At 36.0% G+C, this 19,705-nt stretch carries 14 protein-coding genes and 1 pseudogene; 11 read left to right on the plus strand and 4 right to left on the minus strand.

From position 1 onward, the window contains the following. Positions 1-162 precede the first annotated feature (162 nt). From BGL89_RS04435 to BGL89_RS04450, 4 genes and pseudogenes are all read right to left on the minus strand, one after another. A pseudogene (locus BGL89_RS04435) lies at positions 163-615 on the minus strand (alpha/beta fold hydrolase); the annotation flags it as partial. Positions 616-698: 83 nt separating this feature from the next. Next, a complete protein-coding gene (locus tag BGL89_RS04440) occupies positions 699-1,475 on the minus strand; it encodes a hypothetical protein (protein ID WP_286824633.1) in 777 nt (258 codons plus the stop codon). A 55-nt stretch (positions 1,476-1,530) separates the two neighbouring features. Then, positions 1,531-2,352, minus strand: a complete 822-nt coding sequence (locus BGL89_RS04445) for a hypothetical protein (protein ID WP_286824634.1) — start codon at positions 2,350-2,352, stop codon at positions 1,531-1,533. Between the two features lie 159 nt (positions 2,353-2,511). Continuing rightward, positions 2,512-4,230 carry a type IV secretory system conjugative DNA transfer family protein gene (locus BGL89_RS04450; protein WP_286824635.1) on the minus strand — a complete coding sequence of 573 codons (1,719 nt, stop codon included), beginning with the start codon at positions 4,228-4,230 and terminating at the stop codon, positions 2,512-2,514. 446 nt (positions 4,231-4,676) lie between these two features. On the opposite strand from BGL89_RS04450, the gene BGL89_RS04455 reads away from it, so the two are divergent. The 11 genes from BGL89_RS04455 (at position 4,677) to BGL89_RS04505 (ending at position 19,454) form a co-directional block, all read left to right on the plus strand. Continuing rightward, positions 4,677-6,230 (plus strand): vWA domain-containing protein, encoded by a 1,554-nt coding sequence (locus BGL89_RS04455; protein ID WP_286824636.1) that lies wholly within the window; start codon positions 4,677-4,679, stop codon positions 6,228-6,230. A gap of 185 nt (positions 6,231-6,415) precedes the next feature. Continuing rightward, the gene (locus tag BGL89_RS04460) at positions 6,416-6,811 is read left to right on the plus strand and encodes a hypothetical protein (RefSeq protein ID WP_286824637.1); all 396 of its coding nucleotides are present in this window, start codon (positions 6,416-6,418) and stop codon (positions 6,809-6,811) included. Between the two features lie 28 nt (positions 6,812-6,839). After that, positions 6,840-8,159, plus strand: a complete 1,320-nt coding sequence (locus BGL89_RS04465) for a vWA domain-containing protein (protein ID WP_286824638.1) — start codon at positions 6,840-6,842, stop codon at positions 8,157-8,159. Positions 8,160-8,308: 149 nt separating this feature from the next. Then, positions 8,309-8,926, plus strand: coding sequence for a double zinc ribbon and FHA domain-containing protein (locus BGL89_RS04470; protein ID WP_286824639.1), 618 nt, complete (start codon positions 8,309-8,311; stop codon positions 8,924-8,926). Positions 8,927-9,083: 157 nt separating this feature from the next. Further along, entirely contained in the window at positions 9,084-11,117 is a 2,034-nt protein-coding gene (locus BGL89_RS04475) for a PP2C family protein-serine/threonine phosphatase (RefSeq protein ID WP_286824640.1), read from the plus strand. Between the two features lie 23 nt (positions 11,118-11,140). Then, on the plus strand, positions 11,141-13,273 hold the full coding sequence (locus BGL89_RS04480) for a protein kinase domain-containing protein (RefSeq protein ID WP_286824641.1): 2,133 nt from the start codon (positions 11,141-11,143) through the stop codon (positions 13,271-13,273). A gap of 410 nt (positions 13,274-13,683) precedes the next feature. Next, positions 13,684-14,550: a hypothetical protein gene (locus BGL89_RS04485; RefSeq protein ID WP_286824642.1), complete on the plus strand. Its 867-nt coding sequence runs from the start codon at positions 13,684-13,686 to the stop codon at positions 14,548-14,550. Next, positions 14,528-15,499: a pentapeptide repeat-containing protein gene (locus BGL89_RS04490; RefSeq protein ID WP_286824643.1), complete on the plus strand. Its 972-nt coding sequence runs from the start codon at positions 14,528-14,530 to the stop codon at positions 15,497-15,499. Before BGL89_RS04485 ends, BGL89_RS04490 begins: the two co-directional genes overlap by 23 nt. 70 nt (positions 15,500-15,569) lie before the next feature. Next, positions 15,570-16,313, plus strand: coding sequence for a hypothetical protein (locus BGL89_RS04495; protein ID WP_286824644.1), 744 nt, complete (start codon positions 15,570-15,572; stop codon positions 16,311-16,313). 12 nt (positions 16,314-16,325) lie between these two features. Beyond that, positions 16,326-17,330 (plus strand): DUF1822 family protein, encoded by a 1,005-nt coding sequence (locus BGL89_RS04500; protein ID WP_286824645.1) that lies wholly within the window; start codon positions 16,326-16,328, stop codon positions 17,328-17,330. Between the two features lie 15 nt (positions 17,331-17,345). Further along, entirely contained in the window at positions 17,346-19,454 is a 2,109-nt protein-coding gene (locus BGL89_RS04505) for a CHAT domain-containing protein (protein WP_286824646.1), read from the plus strand. Positions 19,455-19,705 lie beyond the last annotated feature (251 nt).

The raw sequence follows: 19,705 nt of genomic DNA on the forward strand, positions 1-19,705 counted from the left end.
GTCTTCGGGCTTTTGGCATCATAGTACATCGAAGATTGCTCAAAAATCCCCCTTTAAAATGTGCTTTAAATCCCTGAAATGCTTGCTGTGTCTAAAAATGAGAATTGCTGCTGACCACCCCCTGAACGCTTACTTTTTGCCAGAGCATGATATATTGTGTCGAGAGACTGCTTCGGAGCGCCGATAAGCTTGCAGGAGAATTGTACGCACTGTCTGGGGTTGAGCGATCTGTTGGAATAAAAAAGCCCCAATTGCCTTATTTTTGAGAATTATTTGGGCAAAATCCGCACCTAAACGACGATACCAGGGTAATTCCCCCCGTTTTCTTTCGTGCAGTAGTCTGAGGGAACAATTAATCGCCACCACCCCAAGGACAAAATCGGGATAATCGACGGCAGCCTGCATAATGGCCACACAACCGATGGAATTACCCGCCAAAAAAGCAGGTTCCCCCACCACTTCCCGACAAAAATCGGCAATTTGCGCCCCCCAAGTCTCGAAAGTGTAATCGATCTGGTTTTTTGGTTCGGGTTTGTCGGAACCGCCAAAACCAATTAAATCTAGGGCAAAACAGCGACATTTTTCGCCTAAAACGGGGATATTTTTCCGCCAATAATTCTAGGATTTGCTGCATACTTTGTTGTACCTGTACGGTATTTGTTGCTTTTATTAATATATACTGTCAGGTCAAGTGACGGCTAGGAGAGGGGAAGTTCATCTGGGAAGGCAATGCTTGCAGCCAAAACGTAACTACTGATATAAATTAACGGAAGTTCTAGTAAATCTCGCTGATAAATGCTAGTAACAAAGAAACGTGCAGCATTTTCTCGATGCTGATTTAGTCGTTGAATTTGAGACTGTACGGGGGTAAAATAACGATGATAAACATAATTGTCTTTTTCTTGCCAATTAAGGGGTTGATAATGGGGAGCATAAGCTAGTTTTTTAGCTTCTTCTCTGAGATTAATCAGACAGAGATCCACTTTATTTAAACAGATTAATAAGTGAGAAACTTGAGAGCATTCTTTGAGCAAAAAGTCAACCCATTTTTCAAATTTTTTGATCCATTGTTGACGAGTAATAAAATGATCTAGATTGTCTTTTTCAGGATTAATAATCTCTCGATAAGGTTCTAAAATAACTAAAACCGCATCTGCTGTCTGAATTTTATTTAATGTTTCTTGCCACCTCTTATCATTACCATCTTGCCAAGATTTTCGCCAAATTTCTCCTAATGTATCAATTATATCTAAGTCAATTGTTTGAAGACCAGTTGGTAAATCAGCCTTAAAGTTTATATGTATGCATCCCATTGCTCCTGCTATTGTAATTCCTCTATCGTCAAGTATAAAAGATTTCACAAATTTATAATCGGGTTCTACAACTTTGATATAATGACCATCAGGATTCAGAATTTCTAGACAAAGGTGTGTTTTTCCTGCAAAGCGATCGCCGATACAAATAATTTGATTCACTTGTTTAACCTCCCTGTTGTAAACCCTCAATCAAGATGAGTTTTTCCTACAATAATTATAGCATTTTACCCGTACATAACCAATATAAGGGTTCAATTAGTCCAAAAGGTTGCCATTCTTGAGGATTTCTAATCACGGCACATGCTCTCCCACTTTCTGATTGAATAATTGAATTTGGTTCACAATATTTACCAAATACTCCGAAGGATGAAGTGGTGAAATATTCGACTTTTCCCTTGTCCTCCTGAGTCCAATTTTCTAGAATTTCATACATTTTAGGAAAGCGTCTTTGTACCATACCACGAGGATCATCTCGATTAACCCAAAGTTCTGATAAATCACATTTCGTGACAGTAAAAGCGATACGACAACCTTGCGGGTTACGCTGTGTTAAATCTGTAGTAAATTTTTCTAGAGACTTAGCATATACCTCATCTTCTCGATGAGATGTTCCACCTATTGGTAAGAAATATCCACCTATATCACTAAATAAACCATCATAATATTCTGTGAAGCTATGAGATGATGAAAACTCTCTAATATCTATCAAAAGATTATCTGGCATATCGTAGATTTGAAATGAAACTTCCTCTGTATTTTTAGCCCAAAATAATCCTTTTATTTCGAGAGTAATAGTAAAAATATAGGAAGGAGTATGCCAAAAGCTATGGTATAATTTTGTTGGTTCTAACATCACTTGCTTTTTTAAAATATTTTCTGCGTAATTACTCAATTGTTTTGTATACTTGTTAATCGGTGTTACTTGACAAGATAAGACCTTTTTAGATTTTACCTGATGTTTTTGATGATAAGCTAAAGTCGCAAGATAAGTGCTTAATCCTGCTGCATGAGAACCTATACCGATGATATTAGTCATAACATTTACCTCACATAAATAATGCGTTAAAAAAGGTTGAATAACTAGACGATTAACCCCAGCACCTTTAATAATAACACTACAATTACTAAAAATATTTCAGTAGTACAGACATCTTACCTGTCATAAGCTAGAAGCTTATTCTACTATTTTCGTCTTTTACTTAACAGAATAATCAGTTAAAAAAGGTTTAGTTACTGGACTATTAGACGCATTAATTCTAACAATAGCACTGCGATTACTTCTGAGTTTAGCATAGGGATGAGAGGTAATCTCTCTAATACCTAAAATGGGAACTCTTTCAAATCCTACATTTCTTTGACCAAAGGGATTTGCGCCGACTACACCTTGATTTACCATTGTAATTATTTGACGAGAATATTCTCCTAATTGTTGACTTAACCATTCAGCCGTTTTATGACTAACTCCTTGTAAAAATATCTGAGTTCGACAATTATTTAAAGCAGGTAAAGTTTTATCAGAAAATTGATCAATGTGTTGACACATCAGGACAACTCCTGCTTTAGCATTGCGTCCAATGGCGGTTAATTCTTCATAATCAAGATTCTTTAATCGTGCTGCTTCATCACAGATAAAATAAGTGGGTATCCAGTTATGTTGAGGGTTTCTTAAACGACGATACATCACATTCATTAAATAACGAATCATAACCGCAGCCAAAGCTGAACCAAATTTTCCATCGGCTAAACTTTGACCAATGACTAATGTATGACGATTCTTGCCATTAAAACTTGATAATAAATAAAGATCACTTTTTCCGTCACAAATCGCCTTAACATCTCTATCTTGAAAAGGTGTTAATTTATTCAATAAAAAACTAATATCTAAGCCAAAACGATCGTCAGGTAAACTTAAATAAGATAACTTAGCTTCCCATTGTGCCATAATAGAAGGATTGGGGAAACAATGTTGTAATAACGCTCTCATTCCATTTCGATCTATTAATAATTCGGGTAATTCACTCGGTTTAATTTTGACAATATTTTGCTTGCGTGCGCTGACAACCACTCCTAAAATAGCGGTTAACCAGCCAATATCTCTCACCCAAAAAGCAGCATTTTGATCATTATCATTGATATCGCCATATAAAGCCTCAGCTAATGCTCTAATTTCCTGTTCTGTACCGTATTTTTCCAATTCTTCTAGGAAATTCCAGACAATTCGATGATTCCGATTGCTGATATCCCACGTCATCAAACGAGAGCCGGTTTTTTGTGTCATAGGGAACAGGCGATCGCTTAAAAATCCCGCCGCATCCACCACGATTAAATTACTAATATTCATTAAATTTTCAGCAGATTTAAGCAAAAATTCCGTTTTTCCTGCCCCTGTTGCGCCAACAATTAATAAGTGTTGATGAAGATAGTCATGGGGAAGCCAAACATCCCGACGACGATTACAGCTATTATTACTAATTTCGACGTAATTTCCGAGCCAAAAGTCGCCATTATTGGCATTTCCTAACGCTAAATTACTAGCTTCTTGTTTATTAGCAGTTTGCGAGTAATCATAAAGTTCATTGTAACTAACACCCGGTTTCAAGGATTCTCCTGGCCCCAAAATTAGCAATTTTTTTGCGAATAGGAGACGATTTCCGCCTTTAAACCCTTGATTTAATGTCCATCCTAATCCCTGTGCCGTACATTTAAGAACATTTCCTGTAATTTGTACTAAAATGGGGACAAATACCCCGATCAACTGCATAGCTACCTGAATTACCGCTTGGAAGACTGAGATCAAGATTTGCATCAATAAACCGATAAATCCGCCAGTTAATCCCAATTGTCCCATGAACATCATATCGATAATGATACAGAGGAACAAAATCCCGATGATAAAGCCAATTAATTCTCCCATTCGATCACCTCTGGCGAATCTGTCTTAATTATGATTCGTCATACATCCTCTGTTTTATGCTATGTCAGTGGATTTGAATCGCAAACTTACAGCAGTTTACGATTCTATGAGACACATTATTTATTGTAGGGGCGTAAGGCTTGCGTTCAGACTAAATCTGGTTTTATTGACTACTTCTGATCTATTCGTCTTGAGTTAAAGCGGTTATGCCATCTGATTTGTAAATTTTTGTGAAGATTTATGGTTTATCTTGAATAACTGAGGAAACTAGCTCAAATAACCAGTGAAACCAAAAATAACCCTTTTTTGAGCTATTTATCATCAATTAATCTTAAATTAAGTCTAAAAAGACTATTTTTGGCAATTAAAGCCTAAGCTTGTTGATCTTCTGCATAACTTCTCCTCTAAGTCACGATATAGAGAAGTAAAGTGATCAAAAACAGCCTATGACTAGCTTAAGACAGAAGCGAACGAGAAAAATCAGTAAACCCCTGCTCTTTGGGTTATGGGGTGCGGGAGGTTGCTTAATTGCTTCTCTTTTTGGTGAAATTTTCCTTCATTTTGCCTTACCCCCTGCTATTACCCCTGTCACTCCCTCTATTCCTAAAGTAGATATACTCTTTGTTTTAGATGTCACTGGAAGTATGAATGAGGAGATAAATGGCGTAAAAGAAGGAATTCAGCAGTTTTCCCAAGAATTAAGCAGCCAAAAGCTAGATGCAAAAATCGGATTAATTGCCTTTGGCGATCGCTTATATGGGGAAGAAAGCCAGATTTTAAGCTTTCCCGAGGGAGTTTTTACCGCAGATCCGACCTTATTTAGGCAAAAAGTGGCGGAAATTCAACAAGTCGGCGGAGGAGATGAGCCAGAAAGCAGTTTAGATGCTTTAAATTTAGCAGCAAATCAGCCTTTTCGCTCAGATTCGACTAAAGTTATCCTTCTGATCACGGATGCTCCTCCTCAAGTTCCTGATTTAACGATGAAATCTTTAGATGGGGTTAAGACAAGTTTACAGACTCATAACATTAACCAACTTCACTTAGTTATACAACCGAGTGATCAAGCTATTTATCGTCAATTACAGGCAAATAACCCCGGAGAAGTCTTTTTATTGGGTGAAACCGCATCGGGAAGACAAGGATTTTCAAAAATCTTACCCTTACTGGGTGAAACCATTGCTCAAACCACTTTACAAAGTTTACAAAGTAATCAAAATTATGCCACAGAAGATCGAGAGCGATTATTGATGGTGACATCGGTTTGGACGGGAATTTTAGCCATTGGTATTGCTTTAGCCTTAATAATGGGGCAAAATGCCTATTTGCGTCGTCGTCTTTTAGGGATATCCGAAGGTTTTCAAGGCACATTTGGCAGTGTCATCGCTGGAATTATTGCCGGAGCAGTCGGACAGTTAATTTTTACCCCGATTTCTAGTCTTTCCTTCCTTATTCTTTTAGGGAGAATTGTGGGATGGATGTTATTAGGTGGATTGCTCGGTGGGGGAATGTCCTTTTTTGTTCCTAATTTAAGGAGGATTCGCGGCGTACAAGGTGGCACAATTGGAGGGGGAATGGGAGCAGCAGGTTTTTTATTACTGTCGCCTTTAATCGGGGAAATCGGTGGTAGATTATTAGGCGGAGTGATTTTAGGCTTTTTTATTGGCTTAATGATCGCTTTACTCGAACAATTAAGTCGTAAAGCCTATTTACTGATTCATTGGCATGAAAAGGAAACCACTACTCTTTCTTTAGGGGATACTCCCATTATTTTAGGAAGTCATCAAAATGCTCATATTCCCCTCAGTAAAGCCGAAGGATTTTATCCAGAAACCGCCAAAATTTTTCAACAGGGAGAAGAGATGATTATGGAATATAATGCTGATTATGCTCAGGCAAAAGGAATGAAAAAACTCATTCATCCCTTAGAGAATGGGGACACTCGTAAGTTTGGAGAAATTCGTCTGGAAGTCCAATCGAAAGACATCATTTCTTCCTCTTAATTAACGTCTCTATCTAGAAATCTTCTCTCTGAATCTGTCTAATCGCTAAGTTCTCTTAGGACGATATTTAATCGGGATTGAGAAAAATTAAAATTAATTAAATTTCTTTGTAAAATAACAATTCTATGTTAAAATGTTGATAGTAAACTTATTTTCCCCTGTATTAATTTTATGGTAGCTGCTGTATGGTTAAATATATCCTATCATTACACACCCAAAGTTCTCCACCGGAAGGTTATCAGTATTCTTTAGATTTACACCCCCATTATGAGGATAATCCTCAAGAAATATTTACCCCAGAAATTCGTCAAGAGTTACAAGATACCTTACAACAACAAAGTTTATGTGCCATTCGAGAGCATCACCTTAACCAAATCATTAACGCTTGGATAGAAGATATTCAAGAAGGTTACCGCTACACCAGTATTAGACTGAATCTACCCTCACTTTTTGAAACCAATCTCGAAAACTTTCAAGATAATGGTAATCAAGAATTTCCTGACTTATTTGATCCAGAATTAACAGGAATTGAGCCAACTTTTGGAATGTTACCGTCTTTAGAGGATATTTACACCCCTTAGCAACTTTACTCTTTTGGAGAAAAAACAAATGTTAACCGTATCTTTAACCCCTCATCGAGATTTTTTACCTGCTGACACTCCAGACCAGCGACTCTTTTTAATGATGAAAATTAAACCCCAAGCAGAAGCAGCTCAAAGTCGGCCCTCTACCACCTTTGCTTTTCTGATTGATACCAGTGGCTCTATGTATGAAAATGTGGGGGGAATGACCAAACTAGAAGTAGTGATTCAATCCCTGAAAAAACTATTACATTCAGGTCGTTTAACTCAAGAAGATCGCATTGCTTTAGTTCGTTTTGATGACCAAGCTTCTACTTTAATTAATTTAACCCCTGCAACCCAAATTCAAACGATTGAATCGGCTATTGATCAACTAACTAAATTTAGTGGAGGAACTGTTTTAAGTAGAGGAATGGATCAGGTGTTAGGGATTATTGGTAATCAAGGGATGACTTCCCGTAGAGCGTTAATATTTACCGATGGTCAAACCATAGGTGAAGAAGATTGCCGTCAATTAGCCAATGATTTTGCTCAGTGTAATATTCCAATTACGGCCCTAGGGGTTGGCGATTATAATGAGCATCTATTAGATGATATTAGTAACAATACAGGTGGACAATTTGGCCATGTTGTTCCTCAAAAAGACTTACCCCATCAAATTTTAATTACTGACTTTCCTAGTTATATTATTCAAGCTTATCAACAAGCGCAAAATGAGGTAATTAATAATATTAAATTAGACATTCAAACGGTCAAAGGGGTAAAATTAGCTAAAATCACCCGTGTTTATCCAGATCAAGCCGAATATCCGCTCTTAAATCCCCCTTATCCCATCGGTAATGCGGCAGCAGGAGATGACACCATTTACATTTTAGAATTTACCATTGATAGTCGTACCAGTTCTAGGGCAAGAATCGCACAAATTGGCTTAACTTATGATATTCCTGGCTTAAATCGCCGCGGAGAGCAACCGCCTCTTAATATTGTAGTACAATTTTTAGCAGGTCAGGGAACTGTTGCACAAGTGAATCAAGAAGTTATGGGGTATGTGCAACAGCGCAATATTGCCCAATTAGCCTCAGATGCGACCAAAATTGCCGATAAAGACCCAAATAAAGCAGAACAACTCCTAGAAACGGCTCGACGCTTAACCGTAAAAATAGGGAATGATGATATGTTAGCATCCCTTAACCAAGCCAGTGATGAACTGCGAAAAACTCGTAAAATTTCCTCTAATACCCGTAAAACCGTCAAAATGGGGTCAAGAGGTAAAACCATCAAAATGGAGGGAGATATAGATGAACAATCATCTCTAGATGAAACTATTCGTAATATCACAGGAACTTAGGCTGATTCAAGCACAAACTTGAAAGAAATGCTTTAAAGTTCATTTTTGCCGTTATTTTGAGGTAATGCCGACTTTATCTTCAAATGTCTTGAACTCTTTTCTAACCTTGTTAATCTGTCAAATATCGTCATTTTTAAGGAGAATCAACCATGTCTATCGAATGTCCCACCTGTGGCTATGAAGGAAACCCCCCAGACGCTGAATTTTGCGAAACCTGTGGTGCAGAATTAGGAAATACTCCCCCCGTCACTCCTACTTCATCTCCTTCTTCCTCATTTACTCCTCCTACACAAGTAATACCGACCCCTCAACCTCTCACTCCTCCTACACAAGTAATACCGACCCCTCAACCTCTCACTCCTCCTACACAAGTAATACCGACCCCTCAAGTAATGACAGCACCGATGCAGGTGACATCTCCCTCTCCCATAGGTGCAATGGCCACTGCGCGTTTAATTCCTCTGTTTAATGCACCCACTGCCGAATTTAAGATTTATAATAGCGCAGTGATTGGTATTTTTACACCGGGGAATCCAGTAGAAATTGATTTAGATTCATGTGCTAATAGTGATAAAGTGTCCCAACATCATGCTGAGATTACCTATGAAAATGGGGTTTGGATGATTAAAGATAGTTCGACTAATGGGACTTATATTAAAACATTGGGACAGGCAAAATTTGGTGCCAGAATTATGTCACCAACTCCCATTAATTCAGGGGATACGATTGCTTTTGCTAATCTTGTCTTTCAATTTCAAAATCCTTAATAGGTGAGGGATAAAATGGGGGCGATTTCTTTCGCCCTTACTGAAAAGATTGAGGATAAATATTAGAAAAATAGAAGAACGAGCCTAAGTGCTTGTGACTGTTCATCAATTGACTTGCATGTTATTAATAGTGTTAAATTATCAGACATAAAAGCTTATGGAAACCCTTAATGTTGCCGAACAAACTCATTTTCAACTTAGTAATTATCAGCTTAAGGTCATTGCTTACTTGGGATGTTTTACACCTAATATATATTCTTTTAAAGTGAGTTTTCAGGCTGAAAAAAACCCTGATCTTAACGAGAGTGAATCAGAAATTAATCGAGCAGAACCCATTGAAAGTTCTCCCGAAAAAAAAGATTCTTTGGAACAATTTGGACTCTTAAGAGTTGGTTCATTAGATAGTGGTTTGCTAAGAGAGCTAACCCTTAGGGAGTCTCTAAATAATTATGGTTTAATTGCGCCATTAATTGCTAAAGAACAAAGAGAATCAGTGATCGTTAATCATAACACAAAAGCTGGTGTAATATCCTCTGACAGTGCAGGATTATCCTCTCAAGAAAATTTAGATCAAGCAACTTCTTCAGAAAATTTATTGAGTTCTGTAGAACGAACAACAGAAAATAATAGCAACCCCGAAGATAATTTAGATTCAGGAGTTAAAAGCATAACTGATCAGGAAAATGATAGTTTAAGGGATTCATCTCTTAAAAACGAGGATTTTGAACATCAAAAAAATGATCGAAATTACCCCATTGCTAATGATACCCAAGACAGCTTAAACTCTGATTCTGATACCTTGAAAGAAGAAGACTCGGAAGATAATTATAATTACTTACCTGATGAAATTTATGAGGATGAACGCATCGAACCCTCAGAACAAATTTTATTACTTACGGATTTTCCTAACTTGGAAGCTTCCTTAGAACAATTATTGCAAAATTATGCCCATCAAGAACAATCTTTGAATGCACAAAGTTTAAATCTCATTATTCAACTCTGTCAATGCTGTTCTTATTTAGCCGAAAGAAACTGGAATATGATTAATTTAGTTCCCTTGTTAATTGAATTTCAAGACCGCTTAAAATTGTATGATTTAACCCAAATTTTTCCCACTGGCGAACAGCCAAATTTTGGGTTAAGTGGAGGATATTGTGCGCCGGAATTAGCTACTGGTTCTGCCATTAATTCCTTAATGAGTAGTTACACAGTCGGTGCATTACTTTATCAAATTATTCATCAGAAAGTTCCCAATTTTGAACATAACTTAGACCTTCAACCTGCTCCGATTCCTCGTTTCTTTCAAATACTAAAAAAGGTTCTTTCACCTCTCCCCGAAAGACGATTGAAGTTAACAGGATTGCGTCAAGGATTGTTAGAGGCGCGTCGGGAATTTTTTCAAGATCAAATTATTTGGGAAACTGCTAGTAAATCTACTGTAGGACTATCCTTAGAGCGTCTAGAAAATGAGGATAATTTTGGTATTAGATACGAACAAGTTAATGATAAAGAAACTCTTATTATCGGAATGGTTGCTGATGGAATGGGAGGAATGGCTAAAGGTGAAATTGCCAGTAAAATCGCTATAGAAACCTTTTTAAAAGAACCAATTCCCCTTGATTTTAAATATTCAGAAACACGCAATAACTGGTTAATGGATACCTGTGCAAAAGCTCATCAAGTTATCTCTAAAGAAGCTGAAAATGGAGGGACAACGCTAAGTCTTATTTTAGCTCTCAATGAACAATTAATGATCGCTCATGTGGGAGATAGCCGTATTTATTTATTAAGACAGGGAAAAATTAAGCAATTAAGTCAAGATCATTCTTTAGTTGGTGTCTTGGTAAATAATGGAGAAATTACTGAAGAAGAAGCCGAAAATCATCCTGACAGAAATGTACTTCTTAAATGTTTAGGATCAAAAGAATCCTTAAGAGAGGGTCATATTCAAAATTTAACGGTCACGACTCAACAGTTAGTTTTATCCTTAGAGAATCAAGATATTTTGCTTCTTTGTTCCGATGGAGTGTGGGATTTAGTTTCTAAAAAAGAATTACAAGACATTTTTAGTAATTCTCATGTTTCTTTACAAGAAACTGTTAATTTAACCCTGAGAAAAGTCCTAGAAAAAGGGGCTTCTGACAATGCGACTCTTTTAGCTTTAAAATGTATAATTAAGTCAGGTAATTAGTCCTTTTTATTGAAGGTTAGATTATGCTTTGTTCCACCTGTCTCGCTGAAAATCCCGACCACGTTACCGAATGTATCACCTGTGGCGCACCTTTAGATGCTTGGGAAGATACAGATGACAATCTCACTATAGTTTCCTCCTCTCTTTTGCATTTACAAGCAGGGAGTTTATTGAAAAATGGTGACTATGAAATTCAATCTTTATTAGGACAAGGAGGGTTTGGGATTACTTACAAAGGAATTTATAAAGCTAATAATTCTCAGCTAGAGGTTGCTATCAAAGAATTATGGCCAGAACAAGCTGCTAGACAAAGAACAAGAGTGTTATGGTCTCCAACCATAACACAACAACAACAAAGAGAACAAATTCAAGCCTTTTTTGCTGAAGCTTATAATCAATATCAATGTAAACATCCTAACATTGCTCAAGTTTATGATTGGTTTGAAGAAAACAATACTGCTTATATTATTATGCAGTTTATCTCTGGAAAATCTCTCTTTAAAATTCTTAAAGAAGCAGGAATTTTAGACGAAAATAAAGTCAAAAGATATTTTTTACAAATTGCAGAAGCTTTAAAAGTTGTCCACTCACAGAACTTTCAACATCGGGATATAAAACCAGAAAATATATTAATTGATGGTCAGGATAACGCCATATTAATTGACTTTGGCGCCGCCAGAGAGTTTATTGCAGGACAAACCAGAGAAATGACCCGAATTGTCACTCCGGGTTATGCACCTTTTGAGCAGTATAGCTTGACAAGTAAACGTTATCCTGCGACAGATTTTTATGCTTTTTGTGCATCAATCTATGAACTTTTAACCGGACAGTTACCCGTTGATGCGGTTCAAAGAAGTACACCACCAGATTCCTTAATTCCACCTCGTCAACTCAATCCTAATATTAGTGAATTGATGGAACAAGTGATTTTAATTGGCCTGAAAATGAACGTTAAAGAACGTTTTCAAATAGCCGATGATCTGATTGATGCACTCAATGGTAACTTAATTTCTCCCTCACAAAAAGAAGCAAAAAATTTAGTTAAAGCGGGAAAATTATCAGAAGCTTCTCGTGCTTATCAACGTTGTTTAAGGGAAGATTCCAATAATAAAAACACTGCTCTTGAATATGCTTTATTATCTATTTATTTGAATGATGCACAGGCAGAAACTGCCGCACAAACTGCGATTCAATTAAACCCTAATGATGGCAGAGGATATGGTATTTTAGGGTTAGTTAATTGTCGTCAAGGTAATTGGTTAGAAGCGGTAAAAAACTTGCAAAAAGCTACTAATTTATGTCCAGATCAAGTATGGATTTTAGCTAATTACGCTTGGTCTTTAGGAAAAACCAATAATTGGGGACAAGCAGAAGTATTTGTTAAAAAAGCCTTAGAAATTGATGAAAATTGCTCTTTTGCTTTAGGAATTCAAGCATGGATTCTCTTTCAACAAAAAAAATATAAGCCACAACGAGTTAATGAACCTGCGGTGATCCCCAGTGCTACTAAAGCCATTTATCAAGCAAGTTTAAACCAAAATCAAGAAATTCAGCGATGGGTTTACCCTTATTTGATTACTGCTTTATCAAGAGTTACCCATAAAATTACAGGAAGTAGTCTTAATAACCACATTGAGAAATGTTTACAGCAAAATCCTGATCATTCCTTTGTTTTAGGGTATAAAGGATGGCAAAAAGTTAACTTAGGGCAATTAGTAGAAGCAATCACCTATTTTCAGCAAGCAAGTCAAGATTCCAACCCCCAAGCATGGGTTTTAATTAATACGGCGATCGCTCATGAGTACGCAAATAATATCACAGAGGCGGCGCAAATGTATGAAATTTGTATTCAGAAAATTGCTCAATTCCCCTTTCTTCATTATCGACTAGGGACAATATTAGGGAGAAATCAGCAGTGGGAACAAGCAAAAAAACAATTAGAACAAGCAATTGCTTTAAATATCGACTACGCAGAAGCCTATCATAATTTAGGTTGGGTTTTGTTTCATCGGAGAAAACCTGACGGAGAAATTCAAGATGTTCAAGGGGTATTAGGTGCATATAAAAAGGCGTTCTATTGTTATAGACAACAAAATCGTTCAGATTTGGCTCAATCATTGGAAAATTTGTTTAAAGATGCGGGAATTCCTTTTTAATTAGGACTTGGGGTAATAAGTGGTGTGCAAAATTAATTTCTTACTCGAGACAGGGGACGGGAGACAGCTATCAGTTATCAGATTTGAGCTTTAAGTGACAGTATGGCTCTTCTGGTTTCTGTGTGCCAACGATATCTATACTGATAGTTTCTTCCGCAGCTCGATGGCTCTACTGAGCATCGCCGAACGTCCGAACGTCAAATAGTCCTAAAAGTCTCGCTCAGTAAACATTTTACGATTCCATAAGCAAAAATTATCACACAAAGTCGAGAGGATCCGAATAGGTACTTATGTCAATATTGGCTAACTAGGTTACAAAATGTAAATTGATCTTGACTTATTCAGCTTAAATCATTTACATATTTGGGAATACTCCTAAAGCATCTCTTACCTTTTATAGCGGTAAGCGCTTGAGTGAGATACAAACCAAGCTTTGCCTAGCATGGTTTATAGCTCGTGACACTGTACCTCATACGACTGCACACCGTTATATGACTTTTAGACCAGTAGAATCTGAATCTCAACCACATAGACGAGAAAACTTAATTTGGTTTGAATTATCCCCCGACTTAATTCAATCAGAAGATAAAGATATATTAAAGCAGCTGAAGCAGTTACTTTCTTTCAAGGATTCTTCATCAAGAAAGTATGAACTATATCTATTAATTCACCTCAGACTTGATGAAATCTCATGTAATGGAGCGAATTGGAAATTTGGCATTAAAGAAGGTTATTTAGAATTGTACTTTGTCGGTTGTAATTTGCCCAGAAAAACTTGGATTTTAGTGCCGAAGATTCATGAATATGTAACAAGAAAACGCAAGAAAAATTGGTCAAAAAAAGCTGAAGCAAATTTTAATGTCTCCGCATCGGATAAAGAAACTAAAGCGGGACTAACCATTAATTGGGGAGGAACACAGGGGGGTGAAGAAGAAGATATTGATGAACTCACCCAAGCAGACATGAACGGGAGTGAAACTAATCCTCGTATTACATTTACAGCACAAAAGCCAAACCCAGACGGTAAATTAGTTTTTAATGGCAAATTTGACACAATGTTAGGAATTGTTGAGATAACTGCTTCTCAGAGTGAAATTCATGGTAAATTTAGAGTTGATTCGGATGGATTAGTTATTACCCATAAAAATAATCAACCGATTCCACCACAAAATTTACCTTTGATCATACAACGGTTTTTGTTCCCTGATCTTATCCAGGAAAAACTAAAAACACTGACAGGAGACTATTTAAGCTATGTCAAACTCTGTTCCTCATGAGGATGAAGGAAGGGAACTTGTTGCGCGTATTGAAAAAGCGATCGCCGAAGATACCGATGATTTTAACGAACTAACTGAAATATTAGGACTTGATCCTAAGACATATTTTACTGGGGGAAATTTAAGTCAATTTAACCTAGAAAATGCTGATTTAAGTGGAGCCGATCTTCATCTTTGTCGGTTAGATCAAGCTAATCTTAAAAATGCCAATTTAAGCAATAGTAATTTACGACAGGTAAATTCAACCAATAGTGACTTAACAGGTGCTAATTTAACAGGAGTCGATTTAAGAGGTTCTGATTTAACGAATAGTAACTTAACCGATACTATCTTAACTAAAGAGACACTTCAAGCAGTAGAGTTAGCTAATGTTGTTACCTCATCTTCAGAAATAAAGCAATGTCTAGAAGAAAGAAATCCGAGTCAAGTTGATTACCCTTACAGAAATTATACTCACCTTTCTAACGAGGAATTAAAATCGTTAGTAGAAGCTTTTTGTCAGCAATACCCCGACACTCCCCAAAGAAATATTCTTGCTTGTCAGCTATTGCGTGAAATTCGTCGTCTCCCTAATTTAAACCATAGTTATCAACTATCAGATCGACGATTTTATGATTTTGTGTCCAAGTTTAAGACAGCGTTAAATAATGAACTGATGGCAATCATACAAACAATTTGCCAATTTTTTGATGCTGACGAAACTGATTATGTTCAGTCTCTCACTGATTGGATTAACCAAAACCTGAGATGGAATTATAATCCTGAAGAAAAAGTAGAAATGCTGATCAAAAAAGTAAGCAAAGCTATTTTTCTAGAAAACTATACAGGAATTGATGATAATGAAGATACTCACTTTTTATCTTTAATAAAAAATCTAGAAGATGGGTTGACTTTAAGTAATCTTGATCCAATGATTGAGAACTTGCAAAAACAGCGTCACAATCAATGATTTTTTAATCTTCAAAATCCCCTTTTTTGAATCTATTCAACTTTTTGATGTTTATGTTTTTTCAGAAACGATGACTAGACAAAAACCCATAAGTGATCGACAGTTACAATTTTTAGTTGAAAACCTTTGTTCTCAACAACCGAATACCCCTGCTCACAAGATCGCTACTTATCAACTATTACGAGCGATTCAAAACCTACCTAATTTAACTCGTAATCACACCTCGGAACAAAGTTCAGTGTCTCAAGACTTTGAGGAAATTCTTAATGATACTCTCTTAGAGACTTGCCATCGAATTTGTGAGACATTTCAGCCTGACCTCAACAACTATATCAACAGCTTAACCAATTGGATCAACTATCAACTAAGGCTGTATTATAAACCGAAAGATAGATTAAGAGAAGCCCGTCGGCATAACATCTTCTCCCTAGACCGATATATTAGTGATAAGGAGAATACAACCTTTCTTGATTTACTGGAGTATAATCACTCTGAGGCAACTCTTAACACCATCGATAGTCTTATCGAACAAGCACAACAGCAACGACGACAACGTTTGGGACTGGAAGTTTGGCAGTATCTTCAACAAGACCCGAAAAATCGACTTAAAAACTGCTATTCAACCAAATGTTCTGAGTGTAACTGTCATTGGCTGTTACAGAAACGCGAACTCAGTGATCCCCCTGTCCCTTGGCAGGCGATCGCTGATGATTTAGGGATTCCCTATGGTACGATCACAGCACACTGGCATAAAAAGTGTAAACCTTTATTAAGCCAAATCGCTCAAGAAATTGAGCAAAGACTGCAAGAGTAAACTTAATTTATTATGACCACTCACAATCCTATGAATGACTCAACCGCATCCGGACAATTATCTTGGCAAGAACCCGAAGGATTAGCTTTGCTAGGAATTCCCATTAGCAAAGAAGCTCAACAAATTGGTCTTGTTTTTGCATCTGAACAAAGAAATGTTAAGAAAGGCAAACAAGTTTTTTTGAATACTTTATCGGTTATTGCTGTTCACGAATGTCTTCAAATGTTCGAGTTTGAATCCTATTTAGAAAGTGGAGATTGTTGGAATAAGTTTAAAAGGTTGTTGTCATCTAATGACGCTGATTTATTAATTCAGGATTTTGGTAGAATTGAATGTCTTCCCATTTTACCTAAACAGGAATCAATTGAAATTGAAAAGCATTTATTAGAAACCAGAGTCGGCTGTGTTGGTGTCAAATTTCATGAACATTTTAATTATGTTGAAATGTTAGGATTTAAGCATTTTGATAAAGCCTTCAAATCTCAACAGGACAATACTAGGACTTTTGATGTTAGAGATTTTCAACCTTTTGAGGATATTTTTTATTATCTTGTTCCTACTCCTATTAATGTTTCAGAGTATCGGAAAGGAAATATGACTGATGTACAAGTAAAACAAGCAGGATATTTGCTTGATGACGAATTTTTAAAGTTAGTAAAAGATTACGAATCAAAACTAAAACTACAAACGTTTATGGATGATTCCAGAGTCCGTATTACAAAAAAAATTGATTTTGAAATCGATAATATAATTTATGAAATACTAATGATAATAACTGTAAGTTTTGAAAAGAAAAATCTTAGAAGATTGCAAATAGAACTCATTGAATTACAAGATCATCAACTTCCAATTATATCAGAACTGACTTTTTATGATACAGATCAGCAAACACAAACATTTAATCTTTCTGAGAAAACTTATTTCAACGAGACTTTTTTAAAACAGGCGGCTAGTCAAGTATTCGCAATTGTCTTAAAAGTTCAGGATCGGGTTTTTAAGAGTTGTTTAAAGATTTGAGGAGGCTCTAATTAAATGCGATATATAGTTTTAATCTTCAAGAAGGAATCTGAAGAATCGTCAGAGTTAGATTTTTATTATAAAATTGGGGATGATGATAACCACAATCCCCGTTATTATAATTCCAGCAAATTCTCTGTTGAATATCCATCAGACGCTGTTGAGGCTTATGATGATTGGATCGAGGAATATAATGCTTTATTAGGTACAACAGATCGAAATGGCATTAAAGATAAAAAAAAGAAAGTCAGATCTCTATTTGGGAATAGTAATACAAAACTAAATGAATGGTTTAGTAGGATTAAAATTGAGAGTCAAACCTTGCAACAAATAATTGAAAACGAATTAGAAAAAACATCGAAACTTAGGCTAATAATTGAAACGAAACAAGAAGAACTACAGAAATTATTTTGGCATCAACTAGAGATTCTCAAAAATGAACATAAACAGAAAGTAGGAGTTGTTTTTACAATTCCTGATTTGCATCCTAAAACTATTTCACCTACAAATACAAACAATCAAAGCACATTGAAAATTCTTATTATCTTCGGGGTTAATCCAGAACATAATCCACGAGAACATTCTGGTAAATGGGAGCAATGGAAAACAGAAGTTGAGAAACAATATAATCCAGGTCCTTCTTCTAAAAAGCTTGCTATCAAAATTGAAGAATCTCCCCAAGAGTACCACAGCTTGCTTAGTATGGTTACTCAAAATGATTATCATATCGTTTATTTTACTGGTCATGGGACTTCTCCATCCGTTGAGTGGTCTGAAGATGGAGCAACGATTAAGTTATGTGAGCATACAATCACAGTAGATCAATTTTATAATTTACTCTCCCCATCTCATAATGCTAATCAACAGTTAGTTATCTTAAATTGCTGTGAGGGATTAACAGTAGCAAAAAATTTGCTTGAAAAAGGAGTATTACAAGTTTTGTGTATTAGAGAAAAAATTGAATTAGAAGACTCTAAGAAGTTTCTCGAAAAATTTCTTAGTAAATTGCTTGAAGCTGGTGATACACATATTGCTCATCATCAGACCCAACTATATTTATCTCTAGCAAACAATGCTGACTCCTTTTATGGTTCTTGTTCTATCACGGCTTTATTCCATCAAGCTAGAACAGTTCCCCCAATACTTCCTCCTCCTACTACTTCATCTCCCCCAATACTTCCTCCTCCTACTACTTCATCAACACTGATAAAAAAAATTAAAGAATTACCTGGATGGGTGGTTGTCGGTGTCAGTGTTTCGGGATTGCTGATAATGCTGATAATATGGTCAGTTGGTTATTCTTCAGGTTTTCGTGTAATTGAGGGCAGAATAAAAGATTCTCTAGAATACACTGTAGATGTTTATAATTCAAAAAAACAGCGTTTTACAGGAACTTTTGTCGATAAATCCGAAAATGATTCAATTTCAACATCTCATAAAAAATATACCTATAAAGTTATTTTACCTAAGGATATTGAAGATAATCAAAAGCTGACCATTAAAACCAATAAAGAAACTGTTCAAGGTGATGATATTACTATTGAATATGATCAAGATGCCTTTCCTGAAGGATATGACAAGTTTTTGATGGTATCATTTCAAAGTGATGAAGAATATAGTTTTCCTGAAATTGAAACTCAGGTATTAAAGGAATTTTTATCATCTTCAAATACTTATCTTCCTTTAGTTGAAGAAACCCGTATAATTATCTATAGAAAAGAACCCAATTCTCCTAGTTTATTTCAACCAGAATTGGGAGTTTTAATAGCCAAAGAAGAACCAGAAGATAGATCAACCAATAAGGATAAAAAGTTTCTTTATTATGGATATGCTAAAAACTCTGGTTTAGTTAAGTTGCTACAAGACAACCTTATTCAGATAGAAATTCATACTTTTGAAAATGAGCAATTTAAGAATAAGAATGAATTGACTCAACTACCAGAAACTTCCAATGTATCACGAGGATTCAATTTAGACTATAGTTCTGATAAACAATACATCTTTTTTTCTTTCTCCACTGATGAAAACTATCAATGCTTTAAGATGAATCAAAAAATTACATCTCTTCCCCATTTAGCGAAAAATTATCATAAATATTTACCTTTTTTAAAATCATCAAAATGAGTTGATTTTATGGTAATTAATGACTTTATCTAGGGTTTGCTGAAAAAGCAGGGGCGAAGCATTCGGATAGAAAATCTCCGGTTTCACCGCTAGGTTATTGCCCGAATGCTTCATCCTTATAGGAAGCAGGCCGATGAAGACCCAGGGTTTTGAAGCACGATTCTCTCAAAATCTTGCACCTATTTTGCGAAACAAGACCCTAAAACCCTTACCTAGTCTATATTTCACATTTATTCAGCAACCCCTATTTT

Origin of the sequence: Microcystis sp. LSC13-02 (assembly GCA_002282935.1) — a bacterium.
Classification (GTDB): Bacteria; Cyanobacteriota; Cyanobacteriia; order Cyanobacteriales; family Microcystaceae; genus Microcystis.

Coding starts and splice junctions, on each gene's coding strand:
- BGL89_RS04445 (WP_286824634.1), bottom strand. CDS start 2,352: ATGACTAATATCATCGGTATAGGTTCTCATGCAGCAGGATTAAGCACT.
- BGL89_RS04450 (WP_286824635.1), bottom strand. CDS start 4,230: ATGGGAGAATTAATTGGCTTTATCATCGGGATTTTGTTCCTCTGTATC.
- BGL89_RS04455 (WP_286824636.1), top strand. CDS start 4,677: ATGACTAGCTTAAGACAGAAGCGAACGAGAAAAATCAGTAAACCCCTG.
- BGL89_RS04460 (WP_286824637.1), top strand. CDS start 6,416: ATGGTTAAATATATCCTATCATTACACACCCAAAGTTCTCCACCGGAA.
- BGL89_RS04465 (WP_286824638.1), top strand. CDS start 6,840: ATGTTAACCGTATCTTTAACCCCTCATCGAGATTTTTTACCTGCTGAC.
- BGL89_RS04470 (WP_286824639.1), top strand. CDS start 8,309: ATGTCTATCGAATGTCCCACCTGTGGCTATGAAGGAAACCCCCCAGAC.
- BGL89_RS04475 (WP_286824640.1), top strand. CDS start 9,084: ATGGAAACCCTTAATGTTGCCGAACAAACTCATTTTCAACTTAGTAAT.
- BGL89_RS04480 (WP_286824641.1), top strand. CDS start 11,141: ATGCTTTGTTCCACCTGTCTCGCTGAAAATCCCGACCACGTTACCGAA.
- BGL89_RS04490 (WP_286824643.1), top strand. CDS start 14,528: ATGTCAAACTCTGTTCCTCATGAGGATGAAGGAAGGGAACTTGTTGCG.
- BGL89_RS04495 (WP_286824644.1), top strand. CDS start 15,570: ATGACTAGACAAAAACCCATAAGTGATCGACAGTTACAATTTTTAGTT.
- BGL89_RS04500 (WP_286824645.1), top strand. CDS start 16,326: ATGACCACTCACAATCCTATGAATGACTCAACCGCATCCGGACAATTA.
- BGL89_RS04505 (WP_286824646.1), top strand. CDS start 17,346: ATGCGATATATAGTTTTAATCTTCAAGAAGGAATCTGAAGAATCGTCA.